Below are 17,152 nucleotides of genomic sequence, written 5' to 3'. Positions count from 1 at the left end.
TTATTTAAACTGTTTCAAAAAGCGCAAATCATTCTCGAAGAATGAACGTAAATCCGTGACGTTGTAGCGTAACATAGTTAAACGCTCTACGCCCATGCCTACCGCGAAACCAGAATATTCGTTCGGGTCAATACCGACATTGCGTAACACGTTCGGATGCACCATACCGCATCCCAACACTTCCAACCATTTTCCGTTTTTGCCCATCACATCCACTTCGGCGGAGGGTTCGGTAAACGGAAAATAAGACGGACGGAAACGCACCTGCAAATCTTCTTCAAAAAACGTCCGCAGGAAATCGTGTAACACGCCTTTTAATTCGGTGAAATTGGCATGTTTATCCACATACAATAATTCGATTTGATGGAACATCGGCGTGTGCGTTTGGTCGTAGTCGTTACGATAGACACGACCCGGCGCCATAATGCGAATCGGCGGCTGTTGTTTTTGCATGGTACGAATTTGTACGCCGGAAGTTTGGGTTCTGAGCAATAATTCGGGATTAAACCAGAACGTATCGTGATCGGCGCGTGCCGGGTGATGTTTGGGGATATTTAACGCATCGAAATTGTAATAATCGCTTTCGATTTCAGGGCCGGATTCTACGGAAAAACCCAACTCGGAGAAAAATTTGGTGACGCGTTCAATGGTAATGGAAACCGGGTGCAATCCGCCCATTTCCACTTTACGTCCCGGCAAGCTCACATCAATGCGTTCATTTTCCAATTTGGCATCTAATAAGGCTTGTTCCCACTCCGCTTTTTTCGCGTTTAAAAAATCCAATGCCGCTTGTTTGGCTTCGTTAATTTTTGCGCCCACCGCCGGACGCTCTTCCGCCGCTACATTGCGCAGTTCTTGCATTAATTGGGTAAAATGCCCTTTTTTACCAAAATACTCCACCCGAATTTCATCAAGCGCCGCAAGGCTTTTATCTTCAATGTTGTCTATGGCATTTCTTGCTTTATCCACAAGATCTTTAAGATGCTGCATAAATATCCTCTGTCATGTTCGATTTATCTGAAAAAATGCCTGCAATGATAATATTAACTGCTTAGAAAATCACGCGATTTATCAGGTTTCTAGCAAATTAATCGTTATGTGGAGAGAATGCGGATGAAAAACACCGTAAAAAATGACCGCACTTTTGGTATTGAAGGAAGTTTTGGTGCTGAATCTATTAAGCTCATTTCTTATGGACAAAAAAATAGAGGCTTAAAAAAGCCTCTATAGATTGGAATCAAATTTTACAGTTGACGTAATTGTTGTAACGCTTCAATGCGTTTTTCTAACGGCGGGTGGCTTAGAAATAACTCTTTCAAACCGCCGCCGCGTTTACCGTTAATGGCAAATGCCGCTAAGGCGGAGCCTTCCAATTCCTGCGGTTCATGCAAACTTTGCAAGCGCTTTAACGCATCAATCATTTTTTGTTTGCCCACCAACTCTGCCGAACCGGCATCCGCTCTGAATTCGCGCTGGCGGGAGAACCACATGGCGATGATGCTTGCTAAGAAACCGAATACCACTTCCAACACCATGGAAACCAGGAAATAAATGCCGGAATTGCTTGAGCTTTCGCTGCCTTGATTACGGGAATTGGCGACGACGTTGGCGATTATACGGGATAAGAAGATCACGAAGGTATTGAGTACGCCTTGCAATAACGCCATGGTGACCATATCGCCGTTTTTGATGTGGCTCACTTCGTGCGCTAATACGGCTTCCGCTTCGCCACGGGTCATTTTATTTAACAGCCCGGTGCTCACTGCGACTAAGGAGTTATTTTTACTCGCGCCGGTGGCAAAGGCGTTCACATCGGCAGAATGATAAATCGCCACTTCAGGGCGCGGCAAACCGGCACGTTCCGCTTGAGAATACACGGTATCCATCAACCAACGTTCCGTTTCATTGCGCGGTTGTTGAATCACTTCCGCACCCACAGCACGAATCGCCATGGTTTTGGACATGAATAAGGAAATAATGGAACCGGCGAAACCGAATAACGCCGCGAAAATCATTAAGCCTGACGCATCACGGGCTTGAATGCCGGTTAAGGATAAAATGATATTAAAAACCAACAAAACCGCCATGTTGGTCGCTAAGAAAAGTAAAATGCGCATCATAGACAAAAACTCCCTAAATAAAATAATAACGAAAATACGCTTGCTTATAATGGCGATAAAAACGGGAAAATCAAGTATGCCGATGAATTTTATAAAAAAGAACGGTGATGTTGCTTGGAAATTGCGCTGAAAAGTGCGGTTGGTTTTAGCGATGTTTTTTGAAAAGAAAATAGAGTCGGTCGATAAGCCGGGTTCTGTCGTGGACAATCATTCATCTAGGCGCACATTTACACATACGCTCAAGCAACCTACCCGAATCCTGAACGGGCCATTCATTGGATTCCTATTTGGTCTTGCTACGAGTGGAGTTTACCCTGCTGCCAACCGTTACCGGCGGCACGGTGCGCTCTTACCGCACCCTTTCACCCTTACCTGATCCCTTGCGGGCCATCGGCGGTTTGCTCTCTGCTGCACTTGTCGTAGGCTCTCGCCCCCCGGACGTTATCCGGCACTCTGCCCTGCGTAGCCCGGACTTTCCTCCCGCCTACTTGTCCCCCAGTTTACGCTTGCGCGACGTTAGAGGCTTCAATAGACCGGCGATTGCCTGACCGACTCAGACGCGCAGTATAGTATAAATTCAGCGCGAAATATAGCGTTAAAAGTGCGGTTGTTTTCTTAAATGTTTTTTCGCATTAAAAAATTTCGTGAAAAATGACCGCACTTTTTGCCTGCAAATATTGAATTACCGCGCGCTAAAGCGTATAACCTACTGCGGAACTCTGATATTGAATATTGATAAGCAAACTATGAAATCGAATACGACAATGACACCGACCCTTACGGTGAATACGCATTACAACCGACAAAAAACCGACGTGACGTATCAACGGGGCAATGAGGTTATTTTTCATCGCGTTTTCAACGCCTTTGAATACATGTATAAAAACTTTGACGGTAAACTATTGATTCAATTTTGCAACTGCAAAGGTCAGCAAGAAAGCGGAAAGCTGATGTTTATCGATATGCCAAGCGGGAAAACGCAGTTTTGTGTCACACCGGAATTCGGTCGTCAAAAAAAATTCAAATGGCGCGATCATCAACTTTTTGTGGTGCTCCCTTATGGCGAATTTGCCATTAACGAGGAAGGGAAATTGAAGGACAGAACGGCTTTTCTGCGCGCTTGGGTAGAAACCGGCGCAATCGATATTATCCCGCCGCTACGCGAATTATTTGAAAAAATCGACCAATCTTACGACGCCCTACTTTGGTATCAATGCGAGTTGGACAGCTATATTTATAGCCATCAACGCCATCTGCACGCCCTCTCAAAAATCAGCGAAGCCCTCAAACTGAAAGGGGAAATCTGCGAATTTCAGTTGGATTTTTACCGCGCATTTCGCTCCTACACCTTAGCCGATAAAATCAATCCTAATATCGCCGTACAAAAAAATCTGGAACGGGTTGCCAAACGCCTCAGCCCCGATTTGATGGATTCCATGAATTTAACCCTCGGCTTGTACGCCAACGCCATGATTCGCATGAACAAAGATGTGAAAAACGTGGCGTATAAGAAATATAGTGTTAAGTAGAAAGTTAGGCTAGAATGAGCGCCATGAAAAAACACGCCTGAAAATGACCGCACTTTTTGCGCTAACACAAGGAAACTTCAATGGATTATTTACAAATCGCCCGGGAGACCCTGAGCGTTGAAGAAAACGCCCTCGGGCAGCTGAAAGAAAGATTGGACGGCACGTTTGCCGACGTGGTGGATTTGATTCTGAACTGCAAGGGACGCTTAGTCATTGGCGGGATCGGCAAATCAGGCTTGGTTGGCAAGAAAATGGTCGCCACCTTTGCCTCCACCGGCACGCCAAGTTTCTTCTTACACCCGACGGAAGCCTTTCACGGCGATTTGGGGATGCTGAAACCCATTGATGTGGTCATGCTCATTTCTTACAGCGGCGAAACGGACGATGTCAACAAACTGATTCCAAGCTTGAAAAACTTCGGTAATAAAATCATCGCACTCACCTCCAATAAAAATTCTACCTTGGCGCGTCATGCGGATTATGTGTTGGACATCACCGTAGAACGGGAAGTTTGCCCGAATAATTTGGCGCCGACCACTTCCGTAGTTGTCACCATGGCGTTAGGCGATGCGCTTGCCGTGTGTTTAATGCGCGCCCGCGATTTCCAACCGGAAGATTTCGCCAAATTTCATCCAGGCGGCAGTTTGGGTCGTCGTTTGTTGTGTCGCGTGAAAGATCAAATGCAAACCCGCTTGCCGGTTGCAGCTTTAAATACTACCTTCACCGACTGCTTAACCATCATGAACGAAGGCAGAATGGGCGTGGCGTTGGTGATGGAACAACAGCAATTACGCGGCATTATCACCGACGGCGACATTCGTCGCGCTTTAACAGCCAACGGTGCCAACACCTTAAATAAAACCGCACAGGAATTGATGACATCCCACCCGAAAACCATTCATCAAGACACTTACCTTTCCGAAGCGGAAAATTATATGAAAGCGCATAAAATTCATTCTTTGGTTGTGGTGGATGACGCACAAAATGTCGTGGGTTTAGTGGAGTTCTCAAGCTAATGACAACGGAATTAATGGAAAAATTAAAACAGGTGAAGTTTGTCATCACCGACGTGGACGGTGTTTTAACGGACGGTTTATTGCATTACGACGCCAACGGCGAAGCCCTCAAAAGTTTTCATGTGCGCGACGGTTTAGGCATTCGGATGTTGATGGAAGCCGGCGTTCAGGTCGCCGTATTATCAGGACGCGATTCCGCAATTTTACGCAAACGCATTGCCGATTTAGGCATTAAATTAGCGTTTTTAGGTAAACTGGAAAAAGAAAGCGCCTGTTTGGAATTATGCCTTCAGGCGGGCATTGAACCTGCACAAACCGCCTACATCGGCGACGACAGCGTTGACCTCCCCGCCTTCGCCGTTTGCGGTGTGTCCTTCGCCGTTGCCGACGCACCGGAATACGTCAAAGACTGCGCCGATTACACCTTAGGGTTAGGCGGCGGTAAAGGCGCCTTTCGTGAAATGTCCGACATGATTCTCAACGCCCAAGGTAAGGCGGCAATTTATAACTCCGCGCAGGGATTTTTGAAAACGGTGAAGAAGATGGCGCAATGAAAAACGTTTTAAAAATTACTCATAAATCACTTATGTGATTTACTCGCTCCTTCGGAGCCGTTGGCATAGCCAACGTTCAAAAAACGTTGTTTTTTGTGACCGCACTTTTTGATTGATACAACGGGCGGGCACGGAACCCGCCCCTAGTCTTCTCTCAACAATTCCCACAATTCTTCAACAAAATATTGATTTCTCCTTGACTTTCAATTCTTGTACTAGTTTAATAGTGCAAAATTTATTTCAGTTTTAAGGAAATGAGAATGTCCTCCGCTTTTATCCAAACTTTTACGCAAAACGTGTCTTATCACAGCGATCCGACCGCGATTTTCGCCACATTATGTGAAAACAAACCGAATACCCTGCTTTTAGAATCCGCCGAAATTGCCAGCAAAAACAGCCTGAAAAGTTTATTACTCGTCAGCGCCGCCATGAAAATTTCCTGCTTGGGGCAACGCGTGACCTTTTACGCCTTAACCGACAACGGCGCAGCAGTATTGCCTTTCATCGAGCAAAAACTCTCGGCGCATGTGAACGTGGTATCCAAAATCAATCATGAATTGCAAGTGGAATTCAAACCTGCCGACAGCAATGCAGACGAAGACAGCAAATTATTGGCGGCGGGCATTTTCGACGGATTACGTTGCTTCACCGAACTTTATCAAGCAAGCCCGTTGCCGGTGTTCTTAGGCGGTTTGTTCGCCTATGATTTGGTGGCGAATTTCATCCCGATGGGAAACATCAAATTGCAGGACGACGGCATCAACTGCCCGGATTACTGTTTTTATTTAGCGGAACAGTTACTGGTGATCGACCATCAATTGCAACAGGCGGAATTGCAAACTTTCTGCTTCGCGCAAAATTCATTAGCGAGCTTGCAACAAAACGCACAAGACATTGCGAAAAAACTCCTCGAAATTCGACCGCACTTAAATCTCAAACCGGCGTCTACCGAGGTTTCCATCAACTTGGATGACGATAAATTTAAGAAAATTATCGAACGCCTGAAACAGCATATTTATTGCGGCGACGTGTTCCAGATCGTGCCGTCCCGCCGTTTTTCACTGGAATGCCCAAATACTTTGGCAACTTATCGTCAGCTCAAACAAAACAATCCGAGCCCGTATATGTTCTTCATTCAGGACGAGGATTTCACCCTGTTCGGTGCGTCGCCGGAAAGTGCGCTGAAATATTCGCAAGCCACCCGTCAACTGGAAATCTATCCTATCGCCGGTTCCCGTCCGCGCGGTTTTGATGCCCACGGCAATATTGATCCGGAATTGGATTCCCGCTTAGAACTGGAATTGCGTTTGGATCATAAAGAACAGGCGGAACATCTGATGTTGGTGGATTTGGCGCGTAACGACATTGCCCGCGTATGCGAAAGCAAAACCCGCCATGTAAAAGATTTAATGCAGGTGGATCGCTATTCGCACATTATGCACCTGGTTTCCCGCGTGGTAGGCAAACTGCGCCCTGAGTTGGACGCCTTACACACCTACCAAGCCTGTATGAACATGGGTACGCTGACCGGTGCGCCGAAAATCAAAGCCATGCAGTTAATTTATCAATTTGAACAACAAAAACGCCACAGTTACGGCGGTGCGGTGGGGTATTTGCAATCCGACGGCAATTTTGATACCTGTATCGTGATTCGTTCCGCTTTCGTGCAAAACGGTATCGCTCATGTGCAGGCGGGCTGCGGCACGGTGCTGGATTCCGATCCGCAAATGGAAGCGGACGAAACCCGCCACAAAGCCCGCGCGGTAATTAACGCCATCGTGCAAACCAACCATAAAGCGAATCAATAGGAGTTCAAGCATGGCAACCATTTTATTTTTAGATAACTTCGATTCCTTTACTTACAATTTAGTGGATCAATTTCGCGGTTTGGGACATCAGGTGCATATTTACCGCAACGATTGCGATTTGGACGTGTTAGAAAAAACCGCTCTGGCACAACCCGACACCATTCTTGCCCTCTCTCCGGGGCCGGGCACGCCTGAGGAAGCGGGCAACATGATTCCGTTAATCAAGCGCTTAATCGGCAAAGTGCCCATGTTAGGCATTTGTTTAGGGCATCAAGCCTTAATCGAAGCCTTCGGCGGCAAAGTGGTTCACGCCGGTGAAATTCTGCACGGCAAAGTCTCCCGCATTGAACACGATAACCAAGCCATGTTCAACGGCTTAAGCAACCCGATGCCGGTGGCTCGCTACCATTCCTTGATGGGTATTAATCTGCCCGACGAGCTGATCCCGAACGCCGGCTACAACGGCATAAACATGGCAATTCGCCACCGCACTTTACCGATTTGTAGCTTCCAATTCCACCCCGAATCCATTTTGACGGTGCAAGGGGCTCAATTATTGGCGCAATCGGTGGAATGGTTGTTGGAGCGAAAATAATGAAGCGATTCCCCTCTTTAGCAAAGAGGGGGATTTTAAATAGAAAAGGACAAAATATGATCACAGTATATGGTTTAAAACGTACCCTTTCCCCGCGCAAATCTGCCGTGGCGGAGGTTATCTATAACTGTCTGGAACTCGGTTTGGACGTTGCCAAAGGAAAGCACGCGTTACGCTTTATTTGCTTGGAAGATGACGATTTTTATTACCCGCACACCGCAAACCGCAGTGATAATTACATGGTGATTGAAATCAATTTAATGCAAGGGCGTTTGGAACAAACCAAAAAACGCCTGATCAAAATGCTGTTCAGCGAATTTGAATACAAATTAGGCATCAGCCCGTTTGATGTGGAAATTACCATTAAAGAACAACCGGCGCATTGCTGGGGCTTCCGTGGCATGACCGGCGATGAAGCGCGCGATTTGGATTACGACATTAATAAATAAGGACAACGATGATGGAAAACCAAGCTCTGTTAGAAAAACTTTATAGCGCACAAACTTTAACCGCCGCCGAAAGCGAAACCTTATTTAACGCCATTATGCTGGGCGAATTAAGCAACGAGCAAATCGCCGCCATGTTAATCGCCTTAAAAGTGCGCGGCGAAACCATTGACGACATCAACGGCGCCGTCTTAGCCGCCGTGAAAAACGCCAAACCATTTCCGACGCCGGACTACCCGTTCGCCGACATCGTGGGCACGGGCGGGGACGGCGCCAATACCATCAATATTTCCACTGCCTCCGCAATTGTAGCGGCAAGTTGCGGTGCCAAAGTGGCAAAACACGGCAACCGCAGCGTTTCCAGTAAAACCGGTTCGAGCGATTTATTAACCGCACTTGGTGTGAATATTTCTATGAGCGCAGAACAAGCCCGCCGCGCGTTAGACGACATCGGCATCTGCTTCCTGTTCGCACAACAATATCACCCGGGCTTCAAATATGTCGTGCCCGTGCGCCAAGCTTTAAAAACCCGTACGCTGTTTAATATTTTAGGCCCGCTCATTAACCCAGCGCGCCCAAAACGTCAGTTGCTCGGTGTTTATTCGCCGAACCTCATTGAGGTTTACGCACAAACCGTCGCCCAATTAGGTCATGAACACACCATTATTGTGCACGGTAGCGGCTTAGACGAAGTGGCGATCCATGGTACGACGGAAGTGGCGGAAGTGCGCAACGGCAAGATCGAACGTTATACCTTAACGCCTGAAGATTTCGGTTTCCCAATCAAACCGCTGGAAAGCCTGCGCGGCGGCGAACCGAAAGAAAATGCGCAAATGATCACCGCACTTTTACAAGGCAAAGGAAAAGCAGAACACAACCAAGCCGTCGCCATGAACACCGCCCTCTTATTGAAATTGTTCGGACAAGAAGACATTAAACATAATGCGCAGCAGGTATTGGATGTCATTGCACAGGGTAAGCCGCTTGAAACATTGCAGAAATTGACGGAGTATTGATTACAGAAGGGACTTTTCTTTTTATTAATTGTAAAGAATCACTTTACAGTCAGCGTTCTGAATTGTATAGTCTCCCGATACAAATAGGCATAACTAATGATTTTATCTTTCAAACATAAAGGTCTTGAACTTTTTTTCAAAACCGGTTCAACTGTAGGTATTCAAGCTAAACACGCCAAGAAATTAAGTCTTCAACTTGCAACTTTAAACAATGCGGAAACGCCGCTTGCGATGAGTGTTCCCAGTTGGAATTTGCATAAACTCAAAGGTGATTTGGAAGATCACTGGTCTGTGAGTGTAAATGGAAATTGGCGTTTAACGTTTAAATTTGAAAATGGTCATGCTGAAGTTGTGGATTATCAGGATTACCATTAAGGAGCAAAAATGAGAATGTATAACCCACCTCATCCGGGAGAACTTTTAAAAGAATATATTGATGGTATTAGCGTAACGGATGTCGCTAAAAAATTAGGTGTTTCACGCGTCACGCTTTCTCGGATCTTGAACGGAAAGGCTAGTATTACACCCGAAATGGCAGTGCGGTTAAGCGAATTATTAAATAATACAACACCTAAATTATGGCTGGGTATGCAAGCGGATTATGATCTATGGCAAATCGAACAGCAACACGCCGTCTTCAATGTACAACCTTTATTTAATTAACGAATAACATGATCACACAAGACTTCTCCAAACCCCTTGAGGCTGCCACGGTGCTACAAAAAATCGTGCTCGACAAAGCTGACTGGGTGAAAGCCAAAGCGGCGGCATTTCCGTTAAGCGAATTTCAAAAAAACATCGAAAAATCCGACCGCTCTTTTTATGACGCATTGGCAAAAGGCACACACCAAAAACCGGCGTACATTTTGGAATGTAAAAAAGCCTCCCCTTCCAAAGGATTAATTCGCAGCGAATTTAAGCCGATGGAAATTGCGCTGGTGTATAAAAATTACGCGAGCGTGATTTCCGTGCTCACCGATGAAAAATACTTCCAAGGGGATTTCGCCTATATCAAACAGGTGCGCGACGTTGTCACACAACCGGTGTTATGCAAGGACTTCATGATCAGCGAATATCAGGTGTATTTGGCGCGTTACCACCAAGCGGACGCTATTTTACTCATGCTTTCCGTGGTGAACGACGACACTTATCGCATCTTGGCAGATTTGGCGCATTCCCTCGGCATGGGCGTGTTGACGGAAACCGGCAACGAAGAAGAATTTGAACGCGCCTTGGCGTTAGGCGCAAAAATTATCGGCGTAAACAATCGCGATTTGCATGATTTAAGCGTCGATTTAAACCGCGTGGTGGCATTAACCGCCAAATATGCCGACCGCATCCCTGCCGATGTGCGCATTATCAGCGAATCAGGTATCTATAACCATCAACAAGTGCGCGAATTGCAACAAATCGCTCACGGTTTCTTAATCGGCAGCAGTTTAATGGGCAGCCCCGATTTAAATAACGCCGTACGAGAAGTGATTTTCGGCGAAAACAAAGTATGCGGCTTAACCCGTGCGCAAGACGTGAAAACCGTGTACGAAAACGGTGCATTATACGGCGGGCTGATTTTCGTGGAAAACTCCAAACGTTGCGTGAGTTTGCGTCAGGCGCAAGAGCTTGTCACCGCCGCGCTGTTGCGTTTTGTGGGTGTATTCCAGAATCAGGACATGGACTTTATTGTGAAAATCGCGCAGCAGTTACAACTTTATGCCGTTCAACTGCACGGCGACGAAACATTGGCATTTATCACCGCACTTCGCGCACGATTGCCTGAAACCACGCGCATTTGGAAAGCCGTTTCTGTGGATGTCACCCATAAAAGTGCGGTGGTTTTTGACGACGTTTCCGAGATTGATCGTTTCGTGTTCGACAGCAAATCCGGCAACCAACAAGGCGGCACCGGCGCCACTTTCGATTGGTCGCTGATTCCGCCGCATTTGAAGCACAAAATCCTCCTCGCCGGCGGCATTAATTCCGACAACATCGAATCGGCATTAGCGCAACATTGCGCAGGTGTGGATTTAAATTCCGGCGTAGAAAGCGCACCGGGCATTAAAGAAGCGGAAAAAGTGCGGTCGGTTTTTGCGAAGATTTTATAGCGCTATATTTCAACGAATAAATGATGGCGCGCGTCTCCTGACGCGTGCCTTTTTTATCTTGAAAAATCCATTTTTTATTGCAAGCATGTGTCGGGAGATGTGCGCTATCAAAGTGCCTTTATTTTTTATTAACTGTCTCTATGCATATTTTCACTCCAAATGAAATCCCATACCCATTTCTAGTTACAATCTATTAACAAATGAGAATAAATCTCAATTAAACAACAAAAACAATAAGTTACATCGTATCCTCTTACAAAAAGTGCGGTCATTTTTGATAACGATCAAATAAATTTCATTGTCTCAGGCATATCATATTCACAATAACCATATAAAACGTGTGAATTTGGAGTGATGATATGCAACGAAGTGATGGTTTATTTTCCGCGTTGGCGGATGTTTCCCGTCGGGATTTTATGAAATTATGTACCGCACTGGCGGCAACAATGGGGTTGAGCAATAAAGCCGGCGCGGAAATGACGGCAGCGTTAACCGCGCCGGCACGCCCGCCGGTGATTTGGATTGGCGCGCAAGAATGTACCGGTTGTACCGAATCTTTATTACGCGCCACCCACCCGACAGTGGAAAATCTGGTGCTGGATTTAATTTCGCTGGAATACCATGAGGTCCTTTCCGCCGCCTTTGGCGAGCAAGCGGAAGAAAATAAACATAACGCGTTGCATAAATACAAAGGCAAATATGTTTTGGTAGTTGACGGTTCCATTCCGGTGAAAGACGGCGGCGTGTATTGCATGGTTGCAGGCAAACCTATTGTGGAACATATTCGCGATGCCGCCAAAGATGCTGCCGCCATCATTGCCATCGGTTCCTGCGCTGCCTGGGGCGGTGTGCCGTCCAGCGGCGGCAATCCGACAGGCGCCAGCAGTTTGGCGGAAGTGTTACCGAAAGGCACACCGATTATCAACATTCCCGGCTGTCCGCCTAATCCGCACAATTTCCTCGCCACCGTGGCATACATCATTACCTACAAAAAACTGCCGGCAATGGATCATCTCAATCGTCCGTTGTTTGCTTACGATCGCCTAATTCACGAAAACTGCTATCGCCGACCGCACTTTGATGCCGGACGTTTCGCCAAAGAATACGGCGATTACGGCCATCGCCACGGCTGGTGTTTATATCATCTGGGCTGCAAAGGGCCGGAAACCTACGGCAACTGCTCTACCCTCGAATTTTGCGATGTGGGCGGCAATAACTGGCCGGTGGGGATCGGGCATCCTTGCTACGGTTGTAACGAAAAAGGCATCGGTTTCACCAAAGGCATCTTCCAATTAGCCAATGTAGAAAACCCGACGCCACGCGTGGAAAAACCCGATGTGAATAACACGGAAGGCACCGGCGCCACCATGACCGCCATCGGCTTATTGGGCGGTGCGGCGGCAATTTTGGCGGGCGTCGCGGTGGTGACCTTGCGTGAATTAAGCGTTCAACACAAAGCCCGCGCCGAAGCTAAAGCGGCGGAAAACGAACAACATACAGGTAAATAAGATGGATAGACGCAAATTTCTGAAAGCAGGTTTGCTTGGCGGAATCGCTTCCGGTTTACCTGTGGCGAACGTTCGGGCAAACGAAAATTTACCGCCGATTCCGACCGCACTTGGTATGCTGTATGACTCTACACTCTGTGTCGGTTGTCAGGCTTGTGTCGCCGAATGCCAAAATGTAAATCGTACGGCAGTGAATCCGAAAGGCGAACAAACTTGGTCGAATAACGACAAGCTCACACCCTTCACGCGCAATATCATTCAGGTTTGGAGCGACGGAGACGGTAAAAACAAAGACCAAACGGAAAACGGCTACGCTTACATTAAAAAACAATGTATGCACTGTGTTGACCCGAACTGTGTCGCCGTTTGCCCGGTGCAGGCGCTGACCAAAGATCCGAAAACCGGCATTGTGAAATACGACCCCGACATTTGCACCGGCTGCCGTTATTGCATGGTGGGTTGCCCGTTCGATGTGCCGAAATACGACTACGACAATCCTTTCGGCGAAATCAGCAAATGTGAGCTATGTAACCAAAAAGGCTTGGAACGTATCGACAAAGGCGAATTGCCCGGCTGTTGTCACGTTTGCCCGACGGGTGCCATCATTTTCGGTACGCGGGAAGAATTATTAGCGGAAGCCAAACGCCGCTTGCGTTTAATTCGCGGCACGGAATACGACTACCCGCGCCAGCACGTCAACAGCAGCGACAAATACCGCGCCACCGTGCCGGCGTATCAATATCACATTTACGGCGAAACGGAAGGCGGCGGCACGCAGGTGCTGGCATTAAGCGGCGTGCCCTTTGAAAATCTCGGTTTGCCGCCGTTAGATGAAATCGCCACCGGCACCCGTGCGGCGCATTTACAGCATTTCCTCTATCGCGGTCTGGCGTTACCGTTAGTAGCGCTTGCCGGGCTGACCATCATGACCTACAAAAATATGCACGGCGATAAAATTGCCGAACGCATTGCCGCGCAAAAAGAGGCGATGCGTCAGGCGCGCAAAGAAATTGAAGAAGCGGAGGATGAGCATCATGAGTAATCCACGTCCGGTGGGCGGTCGCCTGATTTCTGCCGCCATTATTTTCTTCGCGCCGTTAGCCGTATTATGTGCTTTGTTGATTATCAAACGGCTGGTTTTCGGTATCGGTTCCGTTACCGCCTTAAACGGCGGCTATCCTTGGGGGTTATGGATCGCCTTTGACTTGCTCGTCGGCACAGGATTTGCCTGCGGCGGTTGGGCGTTAGCCTGGACGGTATATATTTTCAACAAAGGGAAATATCACGCTTTGGTGCGCCCCGCCCTGCTTGCCAGCCTGTTCGGTTATTCCCTCGGCGGTTTATCCATCACCATTGATATGGGTCGTTACTGGCATTTGCCGTATTTCTATGTACCGGGTCAATTCAACACCAACTCCGTGCTGTTTGAAACGGCATTTTGTATGACCGTGTATATCATTGTGGTGACATTGGAATTCGCCCCCGTGTGGCTCGGTTTCCTCGGTTTGAAAAAATGGTTTAACAAGCTTAACAAAATCATGTTTTTCATTATCGCCCTGGGCGCCTTGTTGCCGATGATGCACCAATCGTCCATGGGTTCTTTGATGATTGTTGCGGGTCATAAAGTCCATCCGGTATGGCAAAGTTATGAGGTGCTGCCGATTTTATCCTTACTGACTGCCTTCATTATGGGCTTTTCCATTGTGATTTTCGAAGGCTCCTTGGTGAAAGCCGGTCTTGCCGGTAAAACGCCGGACGAACGACACTTATTCACCCAACTGGCACGCGTCACCGCAGGCTTAATTTTCTGTTTCCTTGTAGTGCGCTTCGGCGAATTGATTTATCACGACAAACTCAAATTGGTGTTCGGTTTTGACAAATTAACCAAATTTGAAGCCTGGATGTTCTGGATGGAAATCTGGTTGATGGTGTTGCCGTTACTCACCCTTTTCCTCGGGGAGAAAAAATCCGATTCCCGCTGGTTGTTTATTTCGGCGTTAAGCATGCTACTCGGCGCCGCATTGTGGCGGATGAACTACTCGCTCATCATGTACGATCCGGGCAACGGCTACAAATATTTCCCGTCAGCGGAAGAATTGCTTATCTCAATCGGTTTCGTCTCCATTGAGGTGTGCGCCTACATCTTGATTGTTCGTCTGTTCCCGGTTTTGCCGGTCTTTAAAGAAAAACACACAGAAGAATCAGAAAAAATTATTGCCGAAAAAGCGGCATTCAGTAAAAAACTTAGCGGAGCAGAATAATGTCAGAAAAAAAACGTATCTCAATTGACCCGATTACCCGTATCGAAGGCCATTTGCGTATTGATTGCGAAATTGAAGACGGCAAAGTCACCAACGCCTGGTCCTCCGGCACCATGTGGCGCGGCATGGAGAATATCGTCAAAGGTGCGGATCCCCGTGACGCTTGGATGATCATGCAACGTATCTGCGGCGTATGCACCACCGTGCACGCCATCATCAGCGTGCGAGCCGTGGAAGACGCTATCGGCGCCAAAGTGCCGGTAAACGCCCAATATATTCGCAACATGATTCTTGCTGCGCACAGCATTCACGACCATATCGTGCATTTTTATCAACTTTCTGCCATGGACTGGGTGGACATCACCGCTGCGCTACAAGCGGATCCGGAAAAAGCCGCCGATATGCTGAAAGGCGTTTCTACTTGGTCGCTCAACAGTGCCAATGAATTCCGCAATGTGCAGAAAAAAATTCAGGCATTGGTGGATAGCGGACAGCTCGGCATTTTCGCCAACGGCTATTTCGGGCATCCGGCAATGAAACTGCCGCCGGAAGTGAACCTCATCGCTGTGGCGCACTATTTGCAAGCCCTTGAATGTCAACGTGACGCCAATCGCGTGGTGGCGTTGCTCGGCAGTAAAACCCCGCACATTCAAAACTTGGCTATCGGCGGCGTGGCGAACCCGATTAATTTGGATTCTCAAGCGGTACTCAATCTTGAACGCCTGATGTTCGTAAAAGCCTGTATTGATCGCCTCACCGACTTTATCAATCAAGTATATAAAGTGGATGCCGCCGTGTTCGCCGCCTACTATCCGGAATGGCTCAGCCTCGGCAAAACCTCCGGCAATTATTTGTCCGTGCCGGAATACCCGATTGACGCGGACAATTCCCAATTTATGCTGAAAGGCGGTTACATCGAAAACGCCGATCTCTCCACCTTCCGCGCCATCGACCGACAAAAAGACGACTTTGTGGTGAAAGGCATCAAAGAAAGCGGCAAACACGCTTGGTATGAAGACGACGAAGCGTTGGAACCTTGGGCAGGATTAACCCGTCCGAAATACACCGGCTGGCAGGACGACGGCAAATATTCCTGGGTAAAAGCGCCGACGTTCTACGGTAAAGTGGTGGAAGTGGGCCCGCTCGCCTACTTAATGTGTGGCTTGGCGTCCGACAACAAACCGACTGTCAGCCATTTCAATGAATTAAAAGGCATTTACGAAAAATTAACGGGCAACAGCTTAACCACCGACCAACTGCACTCCACCCTCGGACGCATTATCGGCCGCACCGTGCATTGCTGCGCCATCAACGACATTTTAAGCGCCCAATGGCAAATGCTCATTGATAACATCGGCAAAGGCGACACTACCGCTTACATCAAAACGGACATCCCGGCAAACGGCGAATTTAAAGGCGTCGGCTTCGGCGAAGTGCCGCGCGGCATGTTGTCTCACTGGGTCGTCATCAAAGACGGACGCATTGAAAACTATCAAGCCGTTGTACCGTCCACCTGGAACTCCGGACCGCGTAACGAAAGCGACCAAATGGGGCCTTACGAGCTTTCCATTATCGGCACGCCGGTAGCCGATCCGACCAAACCGTTGGAAGTGGTGCGCACAATCCATTCCTTCGACCCTTGTATGTCCTGCGCGGTGCACGTGGTCAACACGGAAAACGGCGAAGTGACCGAAGTGAAGGTGTTGTAATGAAGCCGTTGATTCTTGGCGTCGGCAATATTTTGTTAAGCGATGAGGGCGTGGGCGTGCGCGTTGTGCAGGCACTTGAAAAACGCTCTGAAATTCAACCGCACTTTGACCTCATCGACGGCGGCACCTGCGGCATGGAATTGCTGGATGTGATGGCAAATCGCGATCATTTGATTATCATCGATGCCGTGCTTGCCAATAAACAACCGGGCGAAATCATCGTGCTACACGACGAGCAAGTGCCGACCTTCTTCTCGCGCAAAATCTCGCCGCACCAACTCGGCATTTGCGATGTGCTTTCCGCGTTAAAATTAACGGATGAATTCCCGCAACATCTTTGTTTGATTGGGATTCAGCCGGAAACGCTAGAGCCCCAAATTGCTTTAAGTGAAACTATTCAAAAACAATTTCCGGCGATTTTTGAGACGCTTGATCGCGTTTTGAATAAATATGGCTTCTCATCCGTGGGTAAGTATACCCACGGTTAG

The 17,152-nt window shown here is 47.8% G+C and carries 17 protein-coding genes and 1 other RNA gene; 15 read left to right on the top strand and 3 right to left on the bottom strand.

Going from position 1 to position 17,152, the window contains the following annotated elements:
- The 3 genes from pheS to rnpB all read right to left on the bottom strand — a co-directional run bounded on the left by pheS (nucleotide 1) and on the right by rnpB (nucleotide 2,676).
- On the bottom strand, nucleotides 1–990 hold the full coding sequence (gene pheS / locus DK430_RS02060) for a phenylalanine--tRNA ligase subunit alpha (RefSeq protein WP_109077461.1): 990 nt from the start codon (nucleotides 988–990) through the stop codon (nucleotides 1–3).
- 254 nt (nucleotides 991–1,244) lie between these two features.
- Nucleotides 1,245–2,120, bottom strand: coding sequence for a protease HtpX (htpX, locus tag DK430_RS02055; protein ID WP_109077460.1), 876 nt, complete (start codon nucleotides 2,118–2,120; stop codon nucleotides 1,245–1,247).
- 167 nt (nucleotides 2,121–2,287) lie between these two features.
- Nucleotides 2,288–2,676, bottom strand: an RNA gene (gene rnpB / locus DK430_RS02050) — RNase P RNA component class A.
- 190 nt (nucleotides 2,677–2,866) lie between these two features.
- On the opposite strand from rnpB, the gene DK430_RS02045 reads away from it, so the two are divergent.
- The 15 genes from DK430_RS02045 to DK430_RS01975 all read left to right on the top strand — a co-directional run bounded on the left by DK430_RS02045 (nucleotide 2,867) and on the right by DK430_RS01975 (nucleotide 17,152).
- Nucleotides 2,867–3,649 carry a hypothetical protein gene (locus tag DK430_RS02045; protein ID WP_109077459.1) on the top strand — a complete coding sequence of 261 codons (783 nt, stop codon included), beginning with the start codon at nucleotides 2,867–2,869 and terminating at the stop codon, nucleotides 3,647–3,649.
- An 80-nt stretch (nucleotides 3,650–3,729) separates the two neighbouring features.
- Nucleotides 3,730–4,665, top strand: a complete 936-nt coding sequence (locus DK430_RS02040; RefSeq protein ID WP_109077458.1) for a KpsF/GutQ family sugar isomerase — start codon at nucleotides 3,730–3,732, stop codon at nucleotides 4,663–4,665.
- On the top strand, nucleotides 4,665–5,219 hold the full coding sequence (locus DK430_RS02035) for a KdsC family phosphatase (protein ID WP_109077457.1): 555 nt from the start codon (nucleotides 4,665–4,667) through the stop codon (nucleotides 5,217–5,219). The genes DK430_RS02040 and DK430_RS02035 overlap by 1 nt, the downstream gene beginning before the upstream one ends.
- Before the next feature lie 260 nt (nucleotides 5,220–5,479).
- On the top strand, nucleotides 5,480–7,027 hold the full coding sequence (gene trpE / locus DK430_RS02030; RefSeq protein ID WP_109077456.1) for an anthranilate synthase component I: 1,548 nt from the start codon (nucleotides 5,480–5,482) through the stop codon (nucleotides 7,025–7,027).
- A 10-nt stretch (nucleotides 7,028–7,037) separates the two neighbouring features.
- On the top strand, nucleotides 7,038–7,622 hold the full coding sequence (locus tag DK430_RS02025; protein ID WP_109077455.1) for an aminodeoxychorismate/anthranilate synthase component II: 585 nt from the start codon (nucleotides 7,038–7,040) through the stop codon (nucleotides 7,620–7,622).
- 56 nt (nucleotides 7,623–7,678) lie between these two features.
- Nucleotides 7,679–8,071, top strand: a complete 393-nt coding sequence (locus DK430_RS02020) for a tautomerase family protein (protein WP_005543439.1) — start codon at nucleotides 7,679–7,681, stop codon at nucleotides 8,069–8,071.
- An 11-nt stretch (nucleotides 8,072–8,082) separates the two neighbouring features.
- Nucleotides 8,083–9,084 carry an anthranilate phosphoribosyltransferase gene (gene trpD, locus DK430_RS02015; protein ID WP_109077454.1) on the top strand — a complete coding sequence of 334 codons (1,002 nt, stop codon included), beginning with the start codon at nucleotides 8,083–8,085 and terminating at the stop codon, nucleotides 9,082–9,084.
- Nucleotides 9,085–9,180: 96 nt separating this feature from the next.
- Entirely contained in the window at nucleotides 9,181–9,459 is a 279-nt protein-coding gene (locus tag DK430_RS02010; RefSeq protein WP_109077453.1) for a type II toxin-antitoxin system RelE/ParE family toxin, read from the top strand.
- A gap of 15 nt (nucleotides 9,460–9,474) precedes the next feature.
- Nucleotides 9,475–9,747 carry a HigA family addiction module antitoxin gene (locus DK430_RS02005; RefSeq protein WP_109077555.1) on the top strand — a complete coding sequence of 91 codons (273 nt, stop codon included), beginning with the start codon at nucleotides 9,475–9,477 and terminating at the stop codon, nucleotides 9,745–9,747.
- A gap of 8 nt (nucleotides 9,748–9,755) precedes the next feature.
- Nucleotides 9,756–11,186, top strand: coding sequence for a bifunctional indole-3-glycerol-phosphate synthase TrpC/phosphoribosylanthranilate isomerase TrpF (gene trpCF, locus DK430_RS02000; protein ID WP_109077452.1), 1,431 nt, complete (start codon nucleotides 9,756–9,758; stop codon nucleotides 11,184–11,186).
- A gap of 359 nt (nucleotides 11,187–11,545) precedes the next feature.
- Entirely contained in the window at nucleotides 11,546–12,694 is a 1,149-nt protein-coding gene (gene hybO, locus DK430_RS01995) for a hydrogenase 2 small subunit (RefSeq protein ID WP_109077451.1), read from the top strand.
- A gap of 1 nt (nucleotide 12,695) precedes the next feature.
- Complete coding sequence (gene hybA, locus DK430_RS01990; protein ID WP_109077450.1) at nucleotides 12,696–13,736, top strand: hydrogenase 2 operon protein HybA; 1,041 nt, start codon at nucleotides 12,696–12,698, stop codon at nucleotides 13,734–13,736.
- The gene (gene hybB / locus DK430_RS01985) at nucleotides 13,729–14,955 is read left to right on the top strand and encodes a Ni/Fe-hydrogenase cytochrome b subunit (protein WP_109077449.1); all 1,227 of its coding nucleotides are present in this window, start codon (nucleotides 13,729–13,731) and stop codon (nucleotides 14,953–14,955) included. Before hybA ends, hybB begins: the two co-directional genes overlap by 8 nt.
- Nucleotides 14,955–16,664: a hydrogenase 2 large subunit gene (gene hybC, locus DK430_RS01980; protein WP_109077448.1), complete on the top strand. Its 1,710-nt coding sequence runs from the start codon at nucleotides 14,955–14,957 to the stop codon at nucleotides 16,662–16,664. Before hybB ends, hybC begins: the two co-directional genes overlap by 1 nt.
- A complete protein-coding gene (locus tag DK430_RS01975) occupies nucleotides 16,664–17,152 on the top strand; it encodes a HyaD/HybD family hydrogenase maturation endopeptidase (protein WP_109077447.1) in 489 nt (162 codons plus the stop codon). The genes hybC and DK430_RS01975 overlap by 1 nt, the downstream gene beginning before the upstream one ends.

It is taken from the genome of Aggregatibacter kilianii, from assembly GCF_003129965.1.
Taxonomy (GTDB): domain Bacteria; phylum Pseudomonadota; class Gammaproteobacteria; order Enterobacterales; family Pasteurellaceae; genus Aggregatibacter; species Aggregatibacter kilianii_A.
This window is presented reverse-complemented; position numbering and strand designations above follow the sequence as displayed.